Raw genomic sequence first — 18362 nt, 5'->3', positions numbered from 1 at the left:
GGCAGAGGAGACGCCAATGTCGCCTCGCCGCACCACGGCGGCCACTGGACCATGGACCTGCCCGGCCTAGTCCCCGGTGTCGCCGGCCGCGATCAATCCGCTCTCGTAGGCGAGCGCCGTCAGCCGCGCCCGATCGCTTACGCCGAGCTTGGCCAGCGCTCGCGCGATGTGCGTCTTGACCGTCGCCGCGCTGAGGTCCAGCCGCGACGCGATCTGCGGATTGCTCCACCCGTACGCGAGCAGCGCCATCACCTCGCGCTCGCGCGTCGTCAGCTCCTGGAGCATCGGCGGCGTCTCCCCGAGGTGGCGCGGCTCGAGCGCGGCGACGAGGTGACCCGTGAACGGCGGCGCCAGGAACGCACCGCCCGTGGCGACCGCGCGCACCGCGCGCACCACATCGAGCGGCTCGCCGTCGCGCAGCAGCAGCCCGTCGACGCCCGCGCGCACCGCGGCGCGCGCCTCGGACGCGTCGACCGAGCCGGTCAGGAGCAGGACGCCGACCTGCGGCAGGCCACCGATCATGCGCGCCAGCTGCAGCGCGCCGTACCCCGGCACGCGGTCGTCGAGGAGGACCACGTCGGGGAGCAGCGTCCGCGCTCCCACGAGCGCCTGCTCGCCGCGCGCGGCCTCGCCGACGACGACCACGTCGCCGTCGGTCTCGAGCAGCAGTCGCAAGCCCGCGCGCGCGATGCGGTGCTCCTCGACGACGAGCACCTCGATCGCGCCGCGGCGCTCGGTCACGCTGCGCCGGCCACCGGCTCAGGCTCCGCGGCGCTCGGGGCCGAGATCCCTGCGGTGTGCGCCAGCGCGATGGCGGCGGTGCGGGAGTCCACGTCCAGCTTCTGGAGGATGTTCGAGACGTGGAACTTGACCGTCCGCACGCTGATGAACAGCCGCTCGGCGATCTCGCGGTTGCGCAGCCCCGCGATCATCAGCTCGAGCACCTCGCGCTCACGGTCGCGCAGCTCGGCCAGCCGCTTCTCGGCCGGTGTCTCCGGCGCGGCCGCGGCGTCGTGCAGCGGCAGCCGGCACACGAGCGTGGTGCCCCAGTTCGGCCGCGAGTCGAGCTCGATCTCGGCGTCGAGTCCGCCGAGCCGCCGCTCGACGTCGGCGAACGTGCCGCGCGACTCCGCCACGTCGAGCCCGGTGCCGTTGTCGGCGACGGTCACGGCGAGCGTGGAGGCGCTGAGCCGCCAGAGGACGCGCAGCTTGTCGGCGCCCGGCCGGCGCGCGGCGCGCAGGCCGGCGGCGGTCGTGACGATCCGCGCCGCCTGGGCGATCGCCCGCGGCACCTGCACGCCTTCGTCGGCGTCGAGGTCGGCGAGCACGCGCAGGCGGGCGGCGTGGACGATGCCGCGCACCTCGCTCTCGGTCTCGCCGAACGCCATGCCGAGCAGCACGCGTCCGGTCTCGTCGGGATGCTCGTTGATGGACTCGAGGTCCAGCAGCGCGCGCGAGGCGAGGTCGATCGACTCGCTCACCGCGGGCGGCGCGGTCCGCGAGCCGCCGGCCCAGGTGGCGCCGCGCAGCGTCTGGAGCACGCTCGACAGCGTCGCCGCATGGCGGCTGTTGAGCTCTGCCCGGACGCGCTCGCGCTCCTGGCTGACGGCGCGCGAGAACGCGAGCGTCCCCGGCGGCGGGTCGTGGTCGACGCTGCGCGCCCGCGCGGCCGCGAGCATCGAGATCAGCATCGCGGCGCGCTCGGCACGGGGATCGAGCTCGAGCTTGCCTTGGGCGGCGATGACGAGCGCGACGGTGAGGCGTCCGGAGGTCGCGATCCACCCGGCCAGGTCCAAGCCGCAGTCGAGCTTGGAGATCGGCAACCGGGCCACCGCGCCCTCGGCGACGGTGCCGGCGTCGGCCAGCCGGCTCCAGGCGATCGACGCGAGGCCTTCGCGCAAGCCGCGCGAGGCCGCGATCTGGACGGGGAAGCCGGGGGAGGCGGGCGTGACGAGGATCAGCGCGTCGTGCGCGAGCACGGGCGCAAGCGCCGCGCGAGCGCGCTCGGCGACGTCAGGGCCGGCTGCCGCGACCAGGTCGGCAAGCGCGCCGGGATCCACACCCTCCCCCGTACGCGTGAGCGACGGAGGGGGAACGTGGACCGAGCGCAGCGTGCGCCCTTCGCGGGCCGGAAGGGGTCGGGTCTGGGCATGGCGATGTCGCATGACTGGACCAAATGCTCCACGACCGCGCCCCGTTCGTCATCGGCCATACGGCGGCTCTTGCGCGTCCCCCGCCGGGGGTACGAGCCGGGCGGGCACGCCACTTCGGCGTAGTGGCTCACTGTGCGGTTCGCGGCTGCCCCGACCCTCGGGCGGGCACCGCTGGCGCTCGGTCCAGTCGCCCGGTGCCTCGACCCAACCTAGCTTGGCGATTCGCATCGGCGCGTCCACCTCGAACACGGCGCCGCCACTTTAGGAGATCGGAGATTCGCGGATGAGCATCATCGTCACCGGAGCGTCAGGCCAGCTCGGCCGGCTCGTCGCCGAGGAGCTGCTCGAGCGCGTGCCCGCCGACGAGCTCATTTTCGTCACGCGGCACCCGGACGCGCTGGACCACCTGACCGCCCAGGGCGCCCAGGTCCGGCATGGGGACTTCGACGCGCCCGAGTCGCTTCCCGGAGCGTTCGCCGGCGGGAAGCGCATGCTGCTGATCAGCACGCTCTCGATCGGCCGGCGCGTCGCCCAGCACCGCGCCGCGATCGAGGGCGCCAAGGCCGCCGGCGTCAAGCACGTCGTCTACACCTCGTTCCCGAAGCCCGAGGCCGGCCACCCCGTCGGCCCGATCGCGACCGAGCACGGCGAGACCGAGGCGATCCTGCACAACAGCGGGCTCGACTGGACGGTCATGCGCTACGCGACCTTCGCCGAGCTGCAGGTGCCGCCCGGTGCGCTGGCCGTCGCCGGCGGCAAGCTCTACACGAACGCCGGCGAGGGCCGGCTGGCCTCCGTCTCGCGCCGCGACTGCGCGCGTGCGGCCACCGCCGCGCTCACGACCGAGGGCCACGAGGGCCAGACCTACGACGTGACCGGTCCCGAGGCGCTCACCCAGAGCGAGCTCGCCGACCTGCTCGCCGAGGTCAGCGGCAAGCCCGTCAAATTGGTGCCCGTCGGGGATCGGACACTCACCTGGGGCCTCACCCGGGCAGGGGCGCCCAAGCCCGTGGCGCGGTCGATCGTCGCGTTCGGCAAGGCGATCCGCGAGGGCTACTACGACGTCGTGGACCCCGCGTTCATGCGCCTTACGGGCAGCCAGCCGAGCTCGCTGCGCGACGTCCTGATCGCCCACCGCGGCGACCTGGTGGGCGTGTGATGGTAGGGCCTACCCCACCCCTTGCTCCGGTCGGTCCGACACCGCTTTCCGGAGGGCGCCCATGGTTCCTTCGGGCGACGACGGGGAGACTGGCCGCATGCCAGTCCGGCACACCCACGCCCCCACATCCGGGGTGGCTCCGGTGAGCGCCGCCGGCGCGGATCTGCGCGTCGGCGTGCTCTTGGTGGACAACCAGGACATCGTCCACGTCGGCTTGCGCGTCCTCCTGCTCCGGCAGCCGTGGGTCACGCGCGTCGTGAGCGCCCGCCGCGGCGGTGACGCCGTGCTGCTCGCCGAGCGTCATGCACCGAAAGCCGCCCTCGTCGACCTGTTCGTCGGCGAGGAGTACGGCATCCACATCTGCAGTGCGATCCGCGAGCGCGCGCCGGGGACCCGCGTCCTGCTCACCTCGAGCACCTCGACGCTGACCCAGCACGCGGCGCGCGTCGCCGGCGCCGCCGGCTTCATCGCCAAGGACTGCACGGCCGCGGAGCTGCTGTCCGCGATCCGCGCGGTCGCCGCCGGTGGCCAGCGGTTCGTGTGGAGCCCCGAGGTCGCCCGCGGTCCGTTGTCGCGCCGCCAGCAGCAGATCCTCAACCTGATGGCCGAGGGAGCGACCAACCCCCGCATCGCCGACGAGCTCGGCCTCTCGGTCGACACCGTCAAGCACCACACGACCCTGATCTACAAGCGCCTTGACGTCCCCAACCGCGCGGCCGCCGTCCACCTTGCGCAGCGGCTAGGCCTGCTGTCGGGAGCACAACTCTCACTCGCGGGCGGACCGGGGCCTACCCGACACCCTGCGCAGCCGCCGATCCGGCGGGCTGCCTGAATCAGGAGAAGCACCATGACGTCCGAGCCACTGCGCGACCGCGAACAGATCCTCAACAGCATCCGTGAGAGCAATGAGCAGATCATGGCCGCCGGACGCCAGACGCGGCTCGAGCTGCTTGAGGCGTTCGAGCAGGCGCTCAGCGCGTTCGCCGACTCGCAGGAGAAGCTCGCGGACCAGAGCGAGATCGAGTGGCTGAGCCGGCTCCTGCGGGCGCAGGCGACGTTCACGCGCGACATGACCGACGCCTCGAGCAAGTTCGCGCGCCAGCTGCTGGAGAACTGACGAGCCGTCACCACGTGATCAGGTTGGCTCGCCCGCGCCGGCTGGGAGGGCGCGGGCGAGCTGCGCGCGCGACGTGATGTCGAGAGAGCCCGAACGCCCGGCTCAGCGCGGTGCGCTGGGCTCGAGCATCGGGCCAAGGGTCCAGCCTGATCTCCGCCGGCAGCGTGCCTGAGCACGCCGACTCGACGGTAGCTCGCCGAGACGCGGGCGCCGCCTGTCCGGCGGACCCGAAGCGGTATGACCTTCGGCCGACGACCGCGGCCCCGACGGTCGGTCACTGTCGCCAGATGACCACCGTCCCGTTGAGCCGTCTCGACGAGCTGTTCCTGATCCTCGACCACTGCGAGGAGCCATGGACCGTGCACCTCGAGGCGCGCGTCGCCGGCCGGCTCGAGCCCGACCGCGTCGCCGGCGCCATCCGCGCCGCCGCGCAGCGCCATCCACTGGCGCGCGCACAGCTCGCCACCTGGCGCAACGGCGACTTCGCCTATCGCTGGGAGATCGCCGAGGAGCTCGCCGATGTCCCGCTCGACATCGCGTGGTGCGATGATGACCAGGCGCTGGACGCCGCACGCGAGCGGCTGCTCGGCCGCAGCCCTTCGCTCGACGCCGCGCCGCCCTTCGCGCTGCTGCTCGCCCACGGGCCCGCGAGCGACACGCTGGCGCTGAACCTCCACCACGCGGCCGGCGACGGCATGGCCGCGGCGCGTCTGATGCGCTCGATCCTGCGCGCGTACTCCGGCATCGAGGACCCCGTCCCGCCGCTGGACCCGCTCGCGGTGCGCGACGTGCGGGCGCTCGCCGGCGCCGCATCGCTGACGGACCGCTTCGCGCGCTCTCGCGCGATGGTCCGGCACTCCGCGACCCAGTGGGGACCGCCCGCCCGGCTCGCGACCGACGGCGGCGGGGACCGCGCCGGGTACGGCGTCGAGACGCTCGCGTTCACCCCGGCCGAGACGGCCGCCGTGCGCGATCATCGCGACAGCGACTGGACCGTCAACGACGTGCTGCTCGCCGCGCTCGTGATCACGTGCCGGCGCTGGAACGAGGAGCACGGGCGCCGGGCGCGGCGCGTCTCGCTGTCGATGCCGGTCAACCTGCGCCCGCCCGAGTGGCGGACCGAGATCGTCGGGAACTTCGCGTCCTACGTCACGGTCTCCGACGGCCTCGCCGACGACCTCGATCACGCGCTCGCGGTGATGGGCCGCCAGACGCGCGCGATCAGGCGCGACGGCCTGGCCGGCGTCGTCGTCGACCTGCTCGCCGGCAACGCGTTCCTGACGATCGGCGTCAAGCGCCACCTGCCCGAGCTGATCCCGCTGACCGGCAACCGCGTCGTCGACACCGCGAGCCTGTCGAACCTCGGCGTGCTCGACGACTTCGGCTGCGACGTCGAGGACGTGTGGTTCTCGCCGCCCGGCCGGATGCCGCTCGGCGCCGCGATGGGGGCGCTGACCTACGGCGACCGGCTGCGTCTCACGCTGCGCTATCGCCACCCACAATTCGGCGCGGAGGCCGCGCGCGCATTCATGGATCGCTATAAGGACATCCTGCTCGGGTGACCCTGTGTCCACTCGGACCGGCCTATGGGCCAGTCGCGCGCACGCGCGCGCGAGGCGAGTATGGCCGCGCCCATGCCGACCAGGGGAAGCGTGATTGACCGTGGCGACCATCGTTAACGAGCAGGCGTATGCAGAAGGCCAGTCGGAGCTCAAGGGTCGCGTCGCCCTCGTGACCGGAGGGACGCGGGGCATCGGGGCGGCGATCTCGCGGGCCCTCGCGGCCCACGGCGCGACCGTCGCCGCCGGCTACGGGAGCAACCGCGAGCGGGCCGAGAAGCTGCAGACCGAGCTCTCACGCGACGGCATCGCGATGTCGATCCACCAGAGCGACGTGGGCTCCGCCGAGGAGTGCCGGCGCACGATCGGCGAGGTCATCGAGCGTCATGGTCGGCTCGACATCCTGGTCAACAACGCCGGCATCACGGCCGATCGCACCGTCTTGAAGATGTCCGACGAGGACTGGCACAAGGTCCTGGCGGTCAACCTCTCGGGCGCCTTCTTCACCGCTCAGGCGGCGCTCGCGCACATGGTCGAGCGCGGCAGCGGCCGCGTGGTGAACATCTCCTCGATCATCGGGCAGACCGGCAACATCGGACAGGTCAACTACTCGGCCTCCAAGTCCGGCCTGTTCGGGCTCACGATGTCGCTCGCCAAGGAGGCCGCGTTCGCGCTCAAGCGCGCCGGCAAGCTGTCCCCCCACGGCGCCAACATCACGGTCAACGCCGTCGCGCCCGGGTTCATCGAGACCGAGATGCTCGAGTCCGTGCCCGAGAAGGTGCTCGACGGGATCCGCGCCCAGGTCCCGCTCGACCGCCTCGGCCGCCCCGAGGAGGTGGCACGCGTCGTGCGCTTCCTCGCCGCCGACGCCTCGTCGTACATCACGGGGCAGGTGTGGGCGGTCAATGGCGGCATGGAGATGTGACGACGATCCGCGGCATGTGATCGCGCAGCGGCTCGCCGCGGCCAAGGAGCAGCTCGCCCGCACGATCGTCGACCGGCTCCGGATCGACATCGTCAGCTACCGCCTGATCGAGGGCGAGCCGGAGTTCGACGACGCCGTCGCGTTCTCAGTGCGCTGCATCGAGGCGCTCGTCGAAGGGATCCTGGGCGGCGAGGGCATCTCGCAGTCGCTGCTGCGCGACACGCGCGAGATGGCGCGCCAGCTCGTCACCCAGGGCGTCTCGATGAACGCGATGCAGCACAGCGGGCGCGTCTTCGGCGCGTCGATCTGGGAGGCGGTGGTCGCCTCCGTCAGCGGCGGCGACGAGGCCGAGCGCGACGCCGCGATGGAGATCGGAGGGCGGATCTGGCGGCTCGTCGACGTCATCTCCAACACCGGCGCGCACGCGTACCTCGACGAGATCACCGACCGCGGCCTGCTCGGCCGGCAGCTGCTCGACGCACTCCTGGCCGGCCGCGGCGACACCGAATTCGTCCACCGGCTGGCGCGCACGCTGCATCTCAGGCTCGGCGACAGCCACGCCGTGGTGCTGATCCGCGGCGACGGGGTCCCGATCGAGGAGGCGCCGGAGCGCCCGTTGGCGACGCGCGTCGCCCTCGACCACATCGTCGAGGCGGCGCGCAGCCGCCTGCGGCCATCGTCGGGCTCGCTGCTCGCCGGCATCCGGCTCGGCGACGTCGTTGCCCTGTATCCCGTGTCGGGCCCCGACGAGCTGCGCCGCGTGCGCCACGACTCCGCGACGCTCGCGCGCGGGCTGAGCGTCGACGTCAGCATCGGGATGAGCGGCTGGCACGAGGGCCTGGCGTCGATCGGCCTCGCCTACTCCGAGGCGCGCGAGGCGGTGGAGATCGCGGTCGGCACCGGCATCCGCGGCCGCGCGATCACGCTCGAGGAGGTGCTGGTCGACCATATGCTGCGCTCCAGCTCGCACGCGCAGCGACTGCTCGACGCCGCGCTGCGGCCGCTGCTGGACTACGACCGCGAGCACAGCGCGGAGCTGGTCGAGACGCTGCAGGCCTATCTCGCGGCGGGAACGAACCTCACACAGAGCGCCCGGCTGCTGACCGTGCACCCCAACACCGTCGTGTACCGGCTGCGCCGCATCCGCGAGCTGACCGGGCGCGACCCGCAGTCGATCGACGAGCTGCTGGTCCTGTTCCTGGCGCTGAAGCTGAACGAGCTCAGGTCGCCGTGGTGATCGTCGCGCCGAGGACGGCGGCGACGGCGCGCGGCCCAGGTCCCGCGCCGAGCAGGAGCGTGTAGTGGTTGGCGCCCGCGACGTTCTCCACGCGCGCGTGCGGGTGGCCGGCGACGAAGGCGTCGATCAGCGGCTGCGGAAGCGTCGGCATCGCGCCGTCGAACGCCCGAGGGGCGCGCATCAGCACCAGCGGGGCACGGACGCGGTCGATCGCGGAGCGGGCGAACTCCTGGTGCACGAGGTCGGAGATGTCGCCGCGGACGGCGTCCTCGGAGACTGCCGCGTGCAGCTCGCCGGCGGTCTCGGCGACGTCGTAGCGGGCGTAGGCCTCGACGTCCTCATCCCAGTCCTCCACGAAGGCGGGATGCCCGCGCCACTGCGCGACGCGCTCGGCGACGGATGCGAACTGGGCGCGGGCGTGCCCCATCGCCGCGTCGACCATCGCCTCGATCAGCTCGTCGGCGATCTCGTCGGGGTACGCGGGGATCGCCAGTCCGCCGTCGAGCAGCACCACCGCCGCGGCGCGGCCGGGATGCTGGGCGGCGAAGCCGGCGGCGACGTAGGCGCCGAGCGAGTGGCCGGCGATCACGGCGCGGTCCACGCCGGCGTCGTCGAGCACCGCCAGCAGGTCGGCGGAGTGCGCGGCCATCCCGAACGGCCCGGGAAGCTCGACGCCGCGGCCGCGCCCGCGCAGGTCGGGTGCGAGCAGGCACACGTCGCCGCCGCGCGTGAGCTCGCGCGCCACGGAGCGCCAGATGACGTGCGAGGACGCGACGCCGTGGATCGCGAGAACGACCGCCCCGGCGTCAGAGGGCGACGGTCCGGCGCGTGCGACGCGCAGCTCGCCACCCGCCACCTCCACCGCGTAGTCGGCGCCGAAGGGGTCGCTCACCCGCGCGTCTCCGCAAGCGGCCGGTCGGACGGCCGCCCGGCGCGGATGCGCTCGGGGCGCGCACGCTCCGGCCTGCGGATCGAGCGCGGCAGCAGCAACGGGCGGCCACATTCGACGCACTCCGGAACACTCACGTAGGGCCTGGGCGCGTACTGTCGCACGCGGCAATCTGGGCAACGCACCATCGGCATGCTTTCATGGTTGCGAGCGCGCGCTCCGCTGTCGTCGGCCCAGGGTGGGCACCTGTGCGTACACCAGTGGGGGTACGTTGTTCCGCCGATCAGCCGAGGCTGTCAGGTGGGCCAGGAGTCGGCCTGATTCCTCCGCCGCATGCTGTCGGCCGAGATGCCGTTCGCTCACAACGGATCCCTGCGCGTGTACTACGAATCCGTCGGGAGCGGTCCGGCCGTGCTGCTCGTGATGGGCCAGGGCATGTCGCTGGAGGCCGGCTGGCGCACGGCGCAGCTGCTCGCGCCCAGCTTCCGGGTGCTCGTCTTCGACAACCGCGACGTCGGCCGCAGCGACCGCTCGCTGTGGCCCTACGTCGTCGCGCAGATGGCCGGGGACGCGATCGCCGTGCTCGATGCCGCCGGTGAGCGCAACGCGCACGTATACGGCGTCTCGCTCGGCGGGATGGTCGCGCAGGAGGTCGCCCTGCGCCACGCCGACCGCGTCACCTCGCTCGTGCTCGGCGCCACCACGCCGGGCGGACCGCGCGCCATCCCCCAGGACCCGCAGGTCCTGACGTTCTTCGCCCGCGTCGGCGCGATGGGTCCGGAGGAGGCCGAATGGGCCGCCGTCCCCTACAGCTACGGCGAGCGCACCCGGCGCGAGCACGGCGAGCGCATCGCCGAGGACATCACGCGCCGGCTGCGGCACGCGCCGGACGCCCTTGCATATCTCCACCAGGTCGCCGCGGCCGCGTCGCACAGCACGCACAACCGGCTGGCCGACATCGCTGCACCCACGCTCGTCATCCACGGCGAGCAGGACCGCCTGCAGTCACCCGAGAACGCGCGATTGCTCGCCGCGTCGATACCCGACGTGGAGCTGCGGTTGTGGCCGGAGGCGGGCCATCTGTACGTCACCGACGAACCGGAGGCCGACCGCGAGGTCGCTCGCTTCCTCGAGCGCCACTCGCCAGGCCAATGAACCGGTGCCAGGGAGGTCAATCACATGCCCGCACTGAGGTGGGCGGCCACGGCCGCCGTCGCCGGCATACTCGCCGGGGACGTCGCCGTCGCCGCAGCGGCCCCGCCGCCCGGCCCATCGCAGGCGCCGGTGCCGGCGCCCGCGGCGAGCCCCACGCCGACGCCCACGCCGACGCCCACGCCCACGCCGACGCCGGCGGCGAGCCCGACGCCGACGCCCACGCCCACGCCCACGCCGACTCTGCCGTTCCCCATGCCGGAGCCGACCGCGAGCGGGACCACGATCTACGTCGTCACGGTCACGACCACGACGACGGCGATCAACGCGCCGATCACCTGGGTCGCCGCGCCGGTCACGACCAACGTCTCCAACCGGACCTCGCCGGCCGGGAGGCTGGAGCAGTCGGGCTCCGGCAAGCGCGCCAGGCTCGAGGTCGACCTGAGCGGCTGCGGCGCGCCCGCGCCGAAGTCCAAGGACAAGAGCGCCCAGCGCGCCCAGCTGCGGCTGCCGAAGTCCGGCACGCTGCTGTTGCGGGTCAACGGCAAGCGCGTCGGCTCGCTGCAGCTGCCGAGCAGCTCGCGCGGCGTGCCGCTGCGGATCGTATTGAGCAAGGACGGCATGCTGACCGTGCGCCGTCCGTCCGGCAGCGTCCTGCACGTGCAGGCCTGCACCGCGAGCAAGGAGGCGTCATGACGCCACTGATCGAAGCCGCGCGGATCGAGAAGAAGTTCGGCTCCTATATGGCGTTGAAGTCCGTCGACCTCGCGGTCGAGGGCGGCAGCGTCCTGGCCCTCCTGGGCCGCAACGGGGCCGGCAAGACGACCTTCGTCCGCATCCTCTCCACCCTCCTGTCCCCTGACGGCGGCCGCGCGACGATCGCCGGCGTCGACGTGGCGCGCGACCCCAGCACGGTGCGCTCGCTGATCGGCCTCGCCGGCCAGTTCGCCGCCGTCGACGACACGCTCACCGGGCGCGAGAACCTCGAGCTCGTGGGCCGCCTCTACGGCCTGCGCCGCAAGGAGGCCCGCTCGCGCGCCGACGAGGTGCTCGAGCGGCTGAGCCTGACCGACGCCGGGGACGCGCTCGTCCGCACCTACTCAGGCGGCATGCGCCGCCGGCTGGACCTCGGCGCGAGCTTGGTCGGCCGGCCGCTCGTGCTGATCATGGACGAGCCGAGCACCGGCCTGGACCCGCGCTCGCGGATGGAGCTGTGGCGCCTGATCGAGGAGCTCGTCGAGGACGGCACGACGCTGCTGCTGACGACGCAGTACCTCGAGGAGGCCGACCGGCTCGCCCACCGCGTCGCCCTGATCGACCGCGGCAACATGATCGCCGAGGGCACGCCGGACGAGCTCAAGCAGCGCGTCGGCGGCGACGTGCTCGAGGTCCGCGCCAACACGACCAGCGACGTCGAGAAGCTCGTCGGCGTGCTCGACGGCGTCGGCTCCGGCCGCCCGGTCCCCGACCTGCGCGACCAGCGCGTGACGCTGCCGACGTCCGAGCGCGTGCAGACGCTGCTGGCCGCCGCGCGGCGGATCGAGGACGCGGGCATCGCCGTCGCCGACCTCTCCGTCCGGCGCCCGTCGCTCGACGACGTGTTCCTCAACCTGACCAGCGCGCCGGCCGCGTCAGAAGTGCCGAGGTCGCGGCCGGGGGAAGCGACGGCGCCGCGCCCACTCGAGTCCTGGCAGGTGACGGGATGAGCGCTCAGCCTTCGACCCATGCGGTGATCGTCCGCACGCGCGGGCGCGGCATCGTCACGTTCGTCCCCGACACGCTGCTGCTCACGCGCCGGCACCTGCTGCGGACCGCGCGCACGCCGCAGATCATCGTCCTCTCCGCGATCATGCCGATCATGTTCGTGCTGCTGTTCCGCTACGTGTTCGGCGGCTCGATCCAGGTGCCCGGCTACTCGAGCTACGTCGATTACCTGATCCCCGGCATCATCGTCCAGACCGCGCTGTTCGGCGGCTCCTCCTCCGCCGTCGGCGTCGCCGAGGAGCTCTCGAAGGGCACGACCGACCGCTTTCGCTCGCTACCGACCAACCGGGCGGCGATCCTCGCGTCGCGCACGCTCGCGGACATGATCCGGCTCGGCTACACGATGGCGCTCGTGATCGTCGTCGGCCTGCTGGTCGGCTTCCAGTTCCACAACGGGCTGTGGCCGACGCTCGGGGGCTTCGCGATCGCGCTGCTGTTCGGCTACGCCTGCGCGTGGCTGTTCACGCTGCTCGGACTGACGGTGCGCAGCGTGGAGGGAGCGACGCTGGCCGGCTTCATGCTCACCTTCCCGCTCGTGTTCGCGTCCTCGGCGTTCACGGCGACGGTCACGATGCCGGACTGGCTGCGCACGTTCGCGGACGCGCAGCCGGTCACGCACGTCGCCAACGCGCTGCGCGCGCTGACGCACGGCGACCCGGCGCACGGCGCCATCCTGCACGCGATCGTCTGGTCCATCGGGATCCTGGTGGCTTCGGCCGTCCTCGCCACCTTGCGCTTCCGGAAGGGATGAGAGCGACGCCGTTCCACACCAGCCATGAGGTCCCCGTCGCCGGGGGCGCTCTGCACGTCGCCCAGAGCGGGCCGGACCCGCGCGACGCCGGCCAGGTCATGCTCGCCGTCCACGGCATCACCGCGTCGCACCAGGCGTGGCGCGCCGCGGCGCGCGAGCTGTCCGGGCGGACCGGCGCATCGGTCCTGGTCCCGGACCTGCGAGGGCGCGGCCGCAGCGCGCGGCTGCCGACGCCCGGGCCGGGCTTCTCCCAGCACGTCGCCGACCTGCTCGCGGTGCTCGACTTCTTCGGGGTCGAGCGCGCGCTGCTGGCCGGCCACTCGATGGGCGCGTACGTCGTCGCCGCGCTGGCCGTGGCGCATCCTGAGCGCGTGTCGGCCGTCGTGCTGGTCGACGGCGGCGCGCCGCTCAAGCCCAAGGAGGACCTCGAGGACCCGGACGCCGAGCTCGAGAAGGCGCTCGGGCCCTCGATCGAGCGGCTCGGTCTGACGTTCGAGACGCCGGAGCGGTACGTCGCCTTCTGGCAGGCGCATCCCGCCTTCAAGGACGCCTGGAACGACGATCTCGACGCCTACGTGCGCTACGACCTCGGCGGCGAGCCGGGCGCGCTGCGCAGCGTCACGTCAGCCGACGCGGTACGCGTCGACGGGGCCACGCTGCTGGTGGACGCGCAGGCGCTGGACGCGGCCAAGCGCGTGCGGGCTCCGCTGCACGTGCTGCGCGCGCCGCTCGGCATCCTGGCCGACGAGAAGGTGCTGGTTCCCGACGACCTGCTGGCCGAGCTGCTGGCGGCGCAGCCGGCGGCGACCGCGGAGCTCGTCGAGGACAGCAACCACTACACCATCCTCATGGGCGCAGGCGCGCCCCGCGTCGCCGCTGCGATCGAGCGCGCGCTAGCGCAGGACTAGCGTGGGACGGCGGGGGGCGGACATCGGCACGTCGGGCACAGCGCGCAGCGCCCTGCGGGCGCCGGGCCGCACGAGGCCGAGCTGGTACGCGATCGCCACGAGCTGCGCGCGGTCGCGCGCGTCGAGCTTGCGCAGCGCGCGGCTGACGTGCGTCTTGACTGTCGCCGGGCTGATGACGAAGCGCTCCGCGATCTCATCGTTGCGAAGCCCGGCCGCCACCAGCGCGATCACCTCGCGCTCGCGCGCGGTCAGCTCCTCGAGCTGCTCGGCGCTGGGCACCTGCGGCTGGGGCTGCGACGCGAACTCGCTGATCAGCCGGCGCGTGGCGCTCGGCGACAGCAGCGCCTCGCCGGAGGCGACGACGCGCACCGCCTGCATCAGGTCGGGCGGCTCGGTGCTCTTGAGCAGGTACCCGCGCGCCCCCGCACGCAGAGCGGCGAACAGTTCGTCGTCGTCGTCGTGCGCGGCGAGGATCATCACGTTGACGTCGGAGCAGCGCGGGTCCTCGTCGAGGCGGCGCGCCGCCTCCAGCCCGCCGCCGCCCGGGAGCTCGAGGTCCAGCAGCGCGACGTCGGGACGCAGCTCGCAGATGAGCGCGACGGCCTCGTCGACGCCGGACGCGGCTCCCGCGACCGCCATGTCGTCCTCGCCTTCGAGCATCGCGGCGAAGCCCGCCCGAACGATGGGTTGGGCATCGGCGATCAGGACCCGGATGGGCGCGGACATGAGCGGCACTAGGACGGGGGCGCCGTTGCGATCCACCTCGAGGGCGACCGGGGACGCGTAGGGGAGCGGGGACATGGTCGAATCCTTCTTGTCAAACTTTGGACCCTCCGAACGGCTAACGAACTCTCTCTCGGGGGCTCGTTTGCCGCCATCCCCCCGAGCCTTAGTTCGCTTTTCCGGAGGACCCCACCCGTGGTGGGGCGCACCGGACTCGACGGGTGCGGCCGGCGGGGCGGCCGGGGTCCCTGCGGATGCGGACTACCTGGAGGCGTGGTGGCACGTCGCCGAGCGGGACGTCGTGGCGGCGCGTCATGCCGCGATCGCGCGTCCATGATGCCTCCCGCGCCTCACTCCTCCAGCACGTAGATCCCCGGCGCCGGCCCGAGCGGCCGGTGGCGGGGACTTCCAGGTTCGGCCGGGGCCTCGCGCTCCGGCCCCGAGCGGGCCAGGAGCCAGTCGGCGTAGCGCGGCCACCACGATCCTTCGTGCTCTTCCGCCTGCGCGCGCCACGCCTCGGGGTCCGCGCCGTCGGCGCTCCCCGCGAAGTAGCGCGCGCGAGGTTTGCCGGGCGGGTTCACCATCGTCTGGATGTGCCCCGTCGTGGTCACGACCACCTCCGTCTCGCCGCCGAGCAGCCGGCTGGTCATGTAGCCCGGCCCCCACGGCGTGATGTGGTCGTTCATGCCCGCGATGATGAAGCTGTCGCATTGCACCTTGCCGAGGTCGATGCGCTCGCCGAGCACCTCCAGGCCGCCCGGGCTCGCGGCCGTGTTGTTGGCGTAGAGCTCCAGCATGTCGCTGTAGAACGCCGACGCCAGGTTCGCACCGTCGTTGTTCCAGGCGAGGATGTCGAAGGCCGGCGGATCCTCGCCCAGCAGCCAGTTGTTGACGACGTAGCTGTAGACGAGGTCGTTCGGCCGCATCCACGCGAACGCGCGCGCGATGCGGTCCGCGTCGTAGACGACGCCCTTCTCCGCGTCGGTGGCGATCGAGCGCAGGGTGCGGTCCGTCGCGATCGCCGACAACGGGTTCGGCAGGCGGCTGTCGATCATCGAGATCGCGAACGTCGCGGTGCGCACCGCGTCGTCCTCGCCGCGCGCCGCGAGATGCCCGAGCATCAGCGCGCCGGTGAGCCCGCCGGCGCACGCGCCGAGCAGGTGGATGCTGTCCGAGCCGGCGATCTGGCGCACGACGTCCATCGCGCGCAACTGCGCCGACACGTGGTCGTCGATGCCCCAGTGGCCGTGCTCCCGGCGCGGGTTGCGCCACACGAGCGTGAAGTAGCGGATCCCGCGGCTCACCATGTACTCGGTCATGCTGCGGCCCGGCGCGAGGTCGAGGAAGTAGTGCTTGTTGACCTGCGGCGGGATCATCAGCAGCGGCCGCTCGCGCACCGTCGCCGTCACCGGCCGGTACTCGAGCAGCTCGAACATCTCTTCGCGGTGGACGACGGCGCCCGGCGTCGCCGCCAGGTTCTCCCCGACCGTGAAGGGCCGGCGGTCGACCTGCTCCGGCATCCCACCATGCCGAAGCAGGTCGCGTGCTGCATTTCGCCAGCCTCTGACGAGGCTGGCGCCGCCGGTGTCGAACGCGCGCTTGAGCGCTGCTGGATTCCCCACCAGCAGATTGCTCGGCGCTGCGGCGTCGACGATCTTGGTCGCGGCGGACTGCGCCCGCGACTCGCGCCGCCAGTCGTCCCGCGGCCGCGTCGCGAGCCGCTGGACGCCGGCGGCCCAGACGAGATAGGCCTGTGCCCAGCGCCGGTACAGCGGGTTCTCCGACCAGGCGGGGTCCGAGAAGCGCTTGTCGCGCGGCGACGGCTCGACATCCGAGGTGCCGAGCGCGACGCGGGCGAGCTCCGTGGCGACGCGGATCGACTCGGCGGCGAAGGCGCTTGGGTCCCCGATGTCCGCGAGCGCGCTCAAGGCGCCGAGCCGGTCACCGCCGTCGAGCGGGGCGACCTGGACGGCCTGCGGGTGGGCGCAGGTCTGCTGCATCGTGAGGCTTGGTGTAGCCGCGCGCCGACGGCATCGTCCACTCGCCGTCATGGGCGATGCCCGAATGGGTGATTCGGGCCTGCCGGAGGCTGAAGTTGGCTAACCGGAGACATACCGTGGCCTGTCCATACCACGACTCCAGACGAGGAGACGTTCCATGACCGACGTGCAGTCCCACGGCGATGCCGACGATCGCTTTGGGGTCCAGACGCTGCTCGACCGCTGGACGGAGTCCAGCCGCCAGGCGACCGAGCGATTCCTCGACGTCTACCAGAAGGCCGTCGCGCAGTTGGCGGACGCGCACGTGAAGACCGCTCGCGCCGTAGACCTGCCCGCCGTCGTCTCGATCGCGGAGACGCAGGCGGCCGTGAGCCGCGACGTCGCCGACGCCTACGTGACCTCGGTGCGCCGGCTGCTCGACCGCTGAGGTAGCTCAGGTCAGGTCAGACCGTACGGCGGGACAGCGGGGGCCCTGACCCCCTGCCGGGAGCATGTCTGCGGTGCTCCGGCCGGAGAGGCCGGGGCCGCCGACAAGGAGACAACGATGACAAAGCGATATCGCCTCGCCGCCCTGGCGGCGGTCGCCGGCACACTCGCGCTCACGGCCCCAGCAGCGAACGCCGCCACCCCGGCGAAGCCGGCCGTCGCACCGCAGTACACCATGACCCTGCCTCAGGCCACGCTCGCCCCGCCGCCGTGGGCGCAGGCGTTCCAGGACGGCGCCGCCGCCGCGGCCGCCGGTTGGAAGGCCGGAGCCGACGCGGGCATCGCCGGCTGGCAGGCCGGCGCCACCGCGGGCATCGCCGGCTGGCAGGCCGGCGCCACCGCCCTCCAGGGCGTGTTCGCCCCGGGCTTCACCGCTCCCGCCGTTCCCTGATCCGCCGGACCAGGCGGGACTGTCACGCGTGACAGTCCCGCCGGTGCCATCTCGCGGGCACCGTTCGGCGGCATGGTCCCGCGCCGGCTGATACCCCTGCTTGCGGTGCTCGCCACCGCGTGCGGCGGCGGCGCGCACCATGAGACGCCGGCGCCTCCCCCGCCGCCGACGACTGTCGACGACCCGGCCTGCCGGCCCCCGCTGCAGCACCCGGATCCGATCGTGCTCGTGCACGGGACGTTCGCGGCGACCGACTGGGAGCTGATCGGCCCCGCGCTCGCGCGCGACGGCTACTGCGTCTTCACCTTCAGCTACGGCGACGGCGGGACCGGCGAGATCGCCCGCTCCGCGCGCCAGCTGCAGGTGTTCGTCGACGACCTCCTCACGCGCATACGCGCGCGCAAGATCTCGATCATCGGGCACTCCGAGGGCGGCCTGATGCCGCGCTACTACGTGCGCTTCCTCGGCGGCGCCGCCAAGGTCGACGACCTGATCGGCCTCGCGCCGTCCAACCACGGCACCGAGAGCCCGCTCGCGCTCGAGGGCGCGGCGTTCGGCTGCACGGCGTGCGCCGAGCAGGAGGCGTTCGGCTCGCCGTTCCTGACGCGCCTCAACGACGGGACCGAGACGCCGGGCTCCGTCGACTACACGGTCGTCGAGACCGCGTACGACACGGTCGTCGTCCCGTACACCTCCGCATTCCTCCGGGGCCCCTCCTCGCGCGTCACCAACATCACGCTCCAGGCCGCGTGCCGCGGCGACACGGCGGACCATCTCGGCATCGCCATCGACCCCGTCGCGCTGCAGTGGGTCGAGAACGCGCTCACGCGCAAGGGTCCGGCCGAGCCCGCCTTCAGGCCGCGTTGCGCCTGACTGTGGGATCCGACTAAGAAACGCGCGGGACCTTCTGGGATCCCGGCATATCCCGGGCACCAACCGGCACTTAGCCTCGGGTTCACCCTAATCCGGTGGGGGGTCCTCCGGCCCACGGGCACCGGTTAGGGCGGTCAACTCGGCGACGGCCAGGCGCTTCGCGTCCGGCCGTGGGGCCGAGCCACGCTAACGCACGAGGCCATGCGGGACTATATGTACGAGAGAGGAACCAGGCGACTGGTGCGAACGGTCTGTGTCGCATTCGTCGCCATCAC

19 protein-coding genes are annotated in these 18362 nt (G+C 72.8%); 14 read left to right on the top strand and 5 right to left on the bottom strand.

All coding sequences use genetic code 11. The annotated features are described in order from the left end of the window. Positions 1–66 precede the first annotated feature (66 nt). Both H958_RS0125815 and H958_RS48930 read right to left on the bottom strand, forming a co-directional pair. Complete coding sequence (locus tag H958_RS0125815) at positions 67–741, bottom strand: LuxR C-terminal-related transcriptional regulator (RefSeq protein WP_028060758.1); 675 nt, start codon at positions 739–741, stop codon at positions 67–69. Beyond that, complete coding sequence (locus H958_RS48930) at positions 738–2060, bottom strand: helix-turn-helix transcriptional regulator (protein WP_028060757.1); 1323 nt, start codon at positions 2058–2060, stop codon at positions 738–740. The genes H958_RS0125815 and H958_RS48930 overlap by 4 nt, the downstream gene beginning before the upstream one ends. Before the next feature lie 376 nt (positions 2061–2436). Here H958_RS48930 and H958_RS0125805 point away from each other — a divergent pair, with 376 nt between their 5' ends. The 6 genes from H958_RS0125805 to H958_RS0125780 all read left to right on the top strand — a co-directional run bounded on the left by H958_RS0125805 (position 2437) and on the right by H958_RS0125780 (position 8150). Further along, positions 2437–3312: an SDR family oxidoreductase gene (locus H958_RS0125805; protein ID WP_028060756.1), complete on the top strand. Its 876-nt coding sequence runs from the start codon at positions 2437–2439 to the stop codon at positions 3310–3312. Between the two features lie 142 nt (positions 3313–3454). Beyond that, complete coding sequence (locus tag H958_RS40410) at positions 3455–4144, top strand: response regulator transcription factor (protein WP_231379375.1); 690 nt, start codon at positions 3455–3457, stop codon at positions 4142–4144. 15 nt (positions 4145–4159) lie between these two features. Beyond that, positions 4160–4429 carry a hypothetical protein gene (locus H958_RS0125795; protein ID WP_028060755.1) on the top strand — a complete coding sequence of 90 codons (270 nt, stop codon included), beginning with the start codon at positions 4160–4162 and terminating at the stop codon, positions 4427–4429. A gap of 287 nt (positions 4430–4716) precedes the next feature. Beyond that, positions 4717–5991, top strand: coding sequence for a condensation domain-containing protein (locus H958_RS0125790; RefSeq protein ID WP_028060754.1), 1275 nt, complete (start codon positions 4717–4719; stop codon positions 5989–5991). Positions 5992–6091: 100 nt separating this feature from the next. Continuing rightward, positions 6092–6913 carry a beta-ketoacyl-ACP reductase gene (locus H958_RS0125785; protein WP_051324823.1) on the top strand — a complete coding sequence of 274 codons (822 nt, stop codon included), beginning with the start codon at positions 6092–6094 and terminating at the stop codon, positions 6911–6913. 16 nt (positions 6914–6929) lie between these two features. Continuing rightward, on the top strand, positions 6930–8150 hold the full coding sequence (locus H958_RS0125780) for a PucR family transcriptional regulator (protein WP_028060752.1): 1221 nt from the start codon (positions 6930–6932) through the stop codon (positions 8148–8150). Here H958_RS0125780 and H958_RS40405 read toward each other — a convergent pair. After that, a complete protein-coding gene (locus tag H958_RS40405; RefSeq protein WP_037411465.1) occupies positions 8134–9042 on the bottom strand; it encodes an alpha/beta fold hydrolase in 909 nt (302 codons plus the stop codon). The two genes, H958_RS0125780 and H958_RS40405, sit on opposite strands and share 17 nt — an antisense overlap. A gap of 330 nt (positions 9043–9372) precedes the next feature. Between H958_RS40405 and H958_RS0125765 the strand changes: the two genes are divergently transcribed. From H958_RS0125765 to H958_RS0125740, 5 genes are read left to right on the top strand one after another with little or no spacing between them, the layout of a single operon-like run. Further along, positions 9373–10194, top strand: a complete 822-nt coding sequence (locus H958_RS0125765) for an alpha/beta fold hydrolase (RefSeq protein ID WP_051324822.1) — start codon at positions 9373–9375, stop codon at positions 10192–10194. A 24-nt stretch (positions 10195–10218) separates the two neighbouring features. Beyond that, positions 10219–10887 carry a hypothetical protein gene (locus tag H958_RS47870; protein WP_196807570.1) on the top strand — a complete coding sequence of 223 codons (669 nt, stop codon included), beginning with the start codon at positions 10219–10221 and terminating at the stop codon, positions 10885–10887. Beyond that, positions 10884–11897 (top strand): ATP-binding cassette domain-containing protein, encoded by a 1014-nt coding sequence (locus H958_RS40395; protein ID WP_081686279.1) that lies wholly within the window; start codon positions 10884–10886, stop codon positions 11895–11897. Before H958_RS47870 ends, H958_RS40395 begins: the two co-directional genes overlap by 4 nt. Then, positions 11894–12706, top strand: coding sequence for an ABC transporter permease (locus H958_RS0125745; protein ID WP_081686278.1), 813 nt, complete (start codon positions 11894–11896; stop codon positions 12704–12706). Before H958_RS40395 ends, H958_RS0125745 begins: the two co-directional genes overlap by 4 nt. Beyond that, positions 12703–13614 (top strand): alpha/beta hydrolase, encoded by a 912-nt coding sequence (locus H958_RS0125740; protein ID WP_028060748.1) that lies wholly within the window; start codon positions 12703–12705, stop codon positions 13612–13614. The genes H958_RS0125745 and H958_RS0125740 overlap by 4 nt, the downstream gene beginning before the upstream one ends. Here H958_RS0125740 and H958_RS40390 read toward each other — a convergent pair. Next, positions 13600–14340 (bottom strand): response regulator, encoded by a 741-nt coding sequence (locus H958_RS40390; protein WP_081686398.1) that lies wholly within the window; start codon positions 14338–14340, stop codon positions 13600–13602. The two genes, H958_RS0125740 and H958_RS40390, sit on opposite strands and share 15 nt — an antisense overlap. Positions 14341–14687: 347 nt before the next feature. Next, entirely contained in the window at positions 14688–16337 is a 1650-nt protein-coding gene (locus H958_RS0125730) for an alpha/beta fold hydrolase (RefSeq protein WP_028060747.1), read from the bottom strand. A 157-nt stretch (positions 16338–16494) separates the two neighbouring features. On the opposite strand from H958_RS0125730, the gene H958_RS0125725 reads away from it, so the two are divergent. The 3 genes from H958_RS0125725 (at position 16495) to H958_RS0125715 (ending at position 18087) form a co-directional block, all read left to right on the top strand. After that, a complete protein-coding gene (locus tag H958_RS0125725; RefSeq protein ID WP_028060746.1) occupies positions 16495–16764 on the top strand; it encodes a hypothetical protein in 270 nt (89 codons plus the stop codon). 117 nt (positions 16765–16881) lie between these two features. Continuing rightward, entirely contained in the window at positions 16882–17214 is a 333-nt protein-coding gene (locus H958_RS0125720) for a hypothetical protein (protein WP_028060745.1), read from the top strand. A 105-nt stretch (positions 17215–17319) separates the two neighbouring features. Further along, positions 17320–18087, top strand: coding sequence for an esterase/lipase family protein (locus H958_RS0125715; RefSeq protein WP_196807569.1), 768 nt, complete (start codon positions 17320–17322; stop codon positions 18085–18087). Positions 18088–18362: the final 275 nt, after the last annotated feature.

Source organism: Candidatus Solirubrobacter pratensis (assembly GCF_000425945.1).
GTDB lineage: Bacteria > Actinomycetota > Thermoleophilia > Solirubrobacterales > Solirubrobacteraceae > Solirubrobacter > Solirubrobacter pratensis.
The sequence above is the reverse complement of the archived record's forward strand: the minus strand, read 5'-3'. Positions and strand labels throughout refer to the sequence as shown.

What these genes read in the sequence shown, in the direction of transcription:
- H958_RS0125805 (WP_028060756.1), top strand. Translation starts at nt 2,437, where the DNA reads ATGAGCATCATCGTCACCGGAGCGTCAGGCCAGCTCGGCCGGCTCGTC.
- H958_RS0125795 (WP_028060755.1), top strand. Translation starts at nt 4,160, where the DNA reads ATGACGTCCGAGCCACTGCGCGACCGCGAACAGATCCTCAACAGCATC.
- H958_RS0125790 (WP_028060754.1), top strand. Translation starts at nt 4,717, where the DNA reads ATGACCACCGTCCCGTTGAGCCGTCTCGACGAGCTGTTCCTGATCCTC.
- H958_RS0125765 (WP_051324822.1), top strand. Translation starts at nt 9,373, where the DNA reads ATGCTGTCGGCCGAGATGCCGTTCGCTCACAACGGATCCCTGCGCGTG.
- H958_RS47870 (WP_196807570.1), top strand. Translation starts at nt 10,219, where the DNA reads ATGCCCGCACTGAGGTGGGCGGCCACGGCCGCCGTCGCCGGCATACTC.
- H958_RS40395 (WP_081686279.1), top strand. Translation starts at nt 10,884, where the DNA reads ATGACGCCACTGATCGAAGCCGCGCGGATCGAGAAGAAGTTCGGCTCC.
- H958_RS0125745 (WP_081686278.1), top strand. Translation starts at nt 11,894, where the DNA reads ATGAGCGCTCAGCCTTCGACCCATGCGGTGATCGTCCGCACGCGCGGG.
- H958_RS0125740 (WP_028060748.1), top strand. Translation starts at nt 12,703, where the DNA reads ATGAGAGCGACGCCGTTCCACACCAGCCATGAGGTCCCCGTCGCCGGG.
- H958_RS40390 (WP_081686398.1), bottom strand. Translation starts at nt 14,340, where the DNA reads ATGTCCGCGCCCATCCGGGTCCTGATCGCCGATGCCCAACCCATCGTT.
- H958_RS0125730 (WP_028060747.1), bottom strand. Translation starts at nt 16,337, where the DNA reads ATGCAGCAGACCTGCGCCCACCCGCAGGCCGTCCAGGTCGCCCCGCTC.
- H958_RS0125725 (WP_028060746.1), top strand. Translation starts at nt 16,495, where the DNA reads ATGACCGACGTGCAGTCCCACGGCGATGCCGACGATCGCTTTGGGGTC.
- H958_RS0125720 (WP_028060745.1), top strand. Translation starts at nt 16,882, where the DNA reads ATGACAAAGCGATATCGCCTCGCCGCCCTGGCGGCGGTCGCCGGCACA.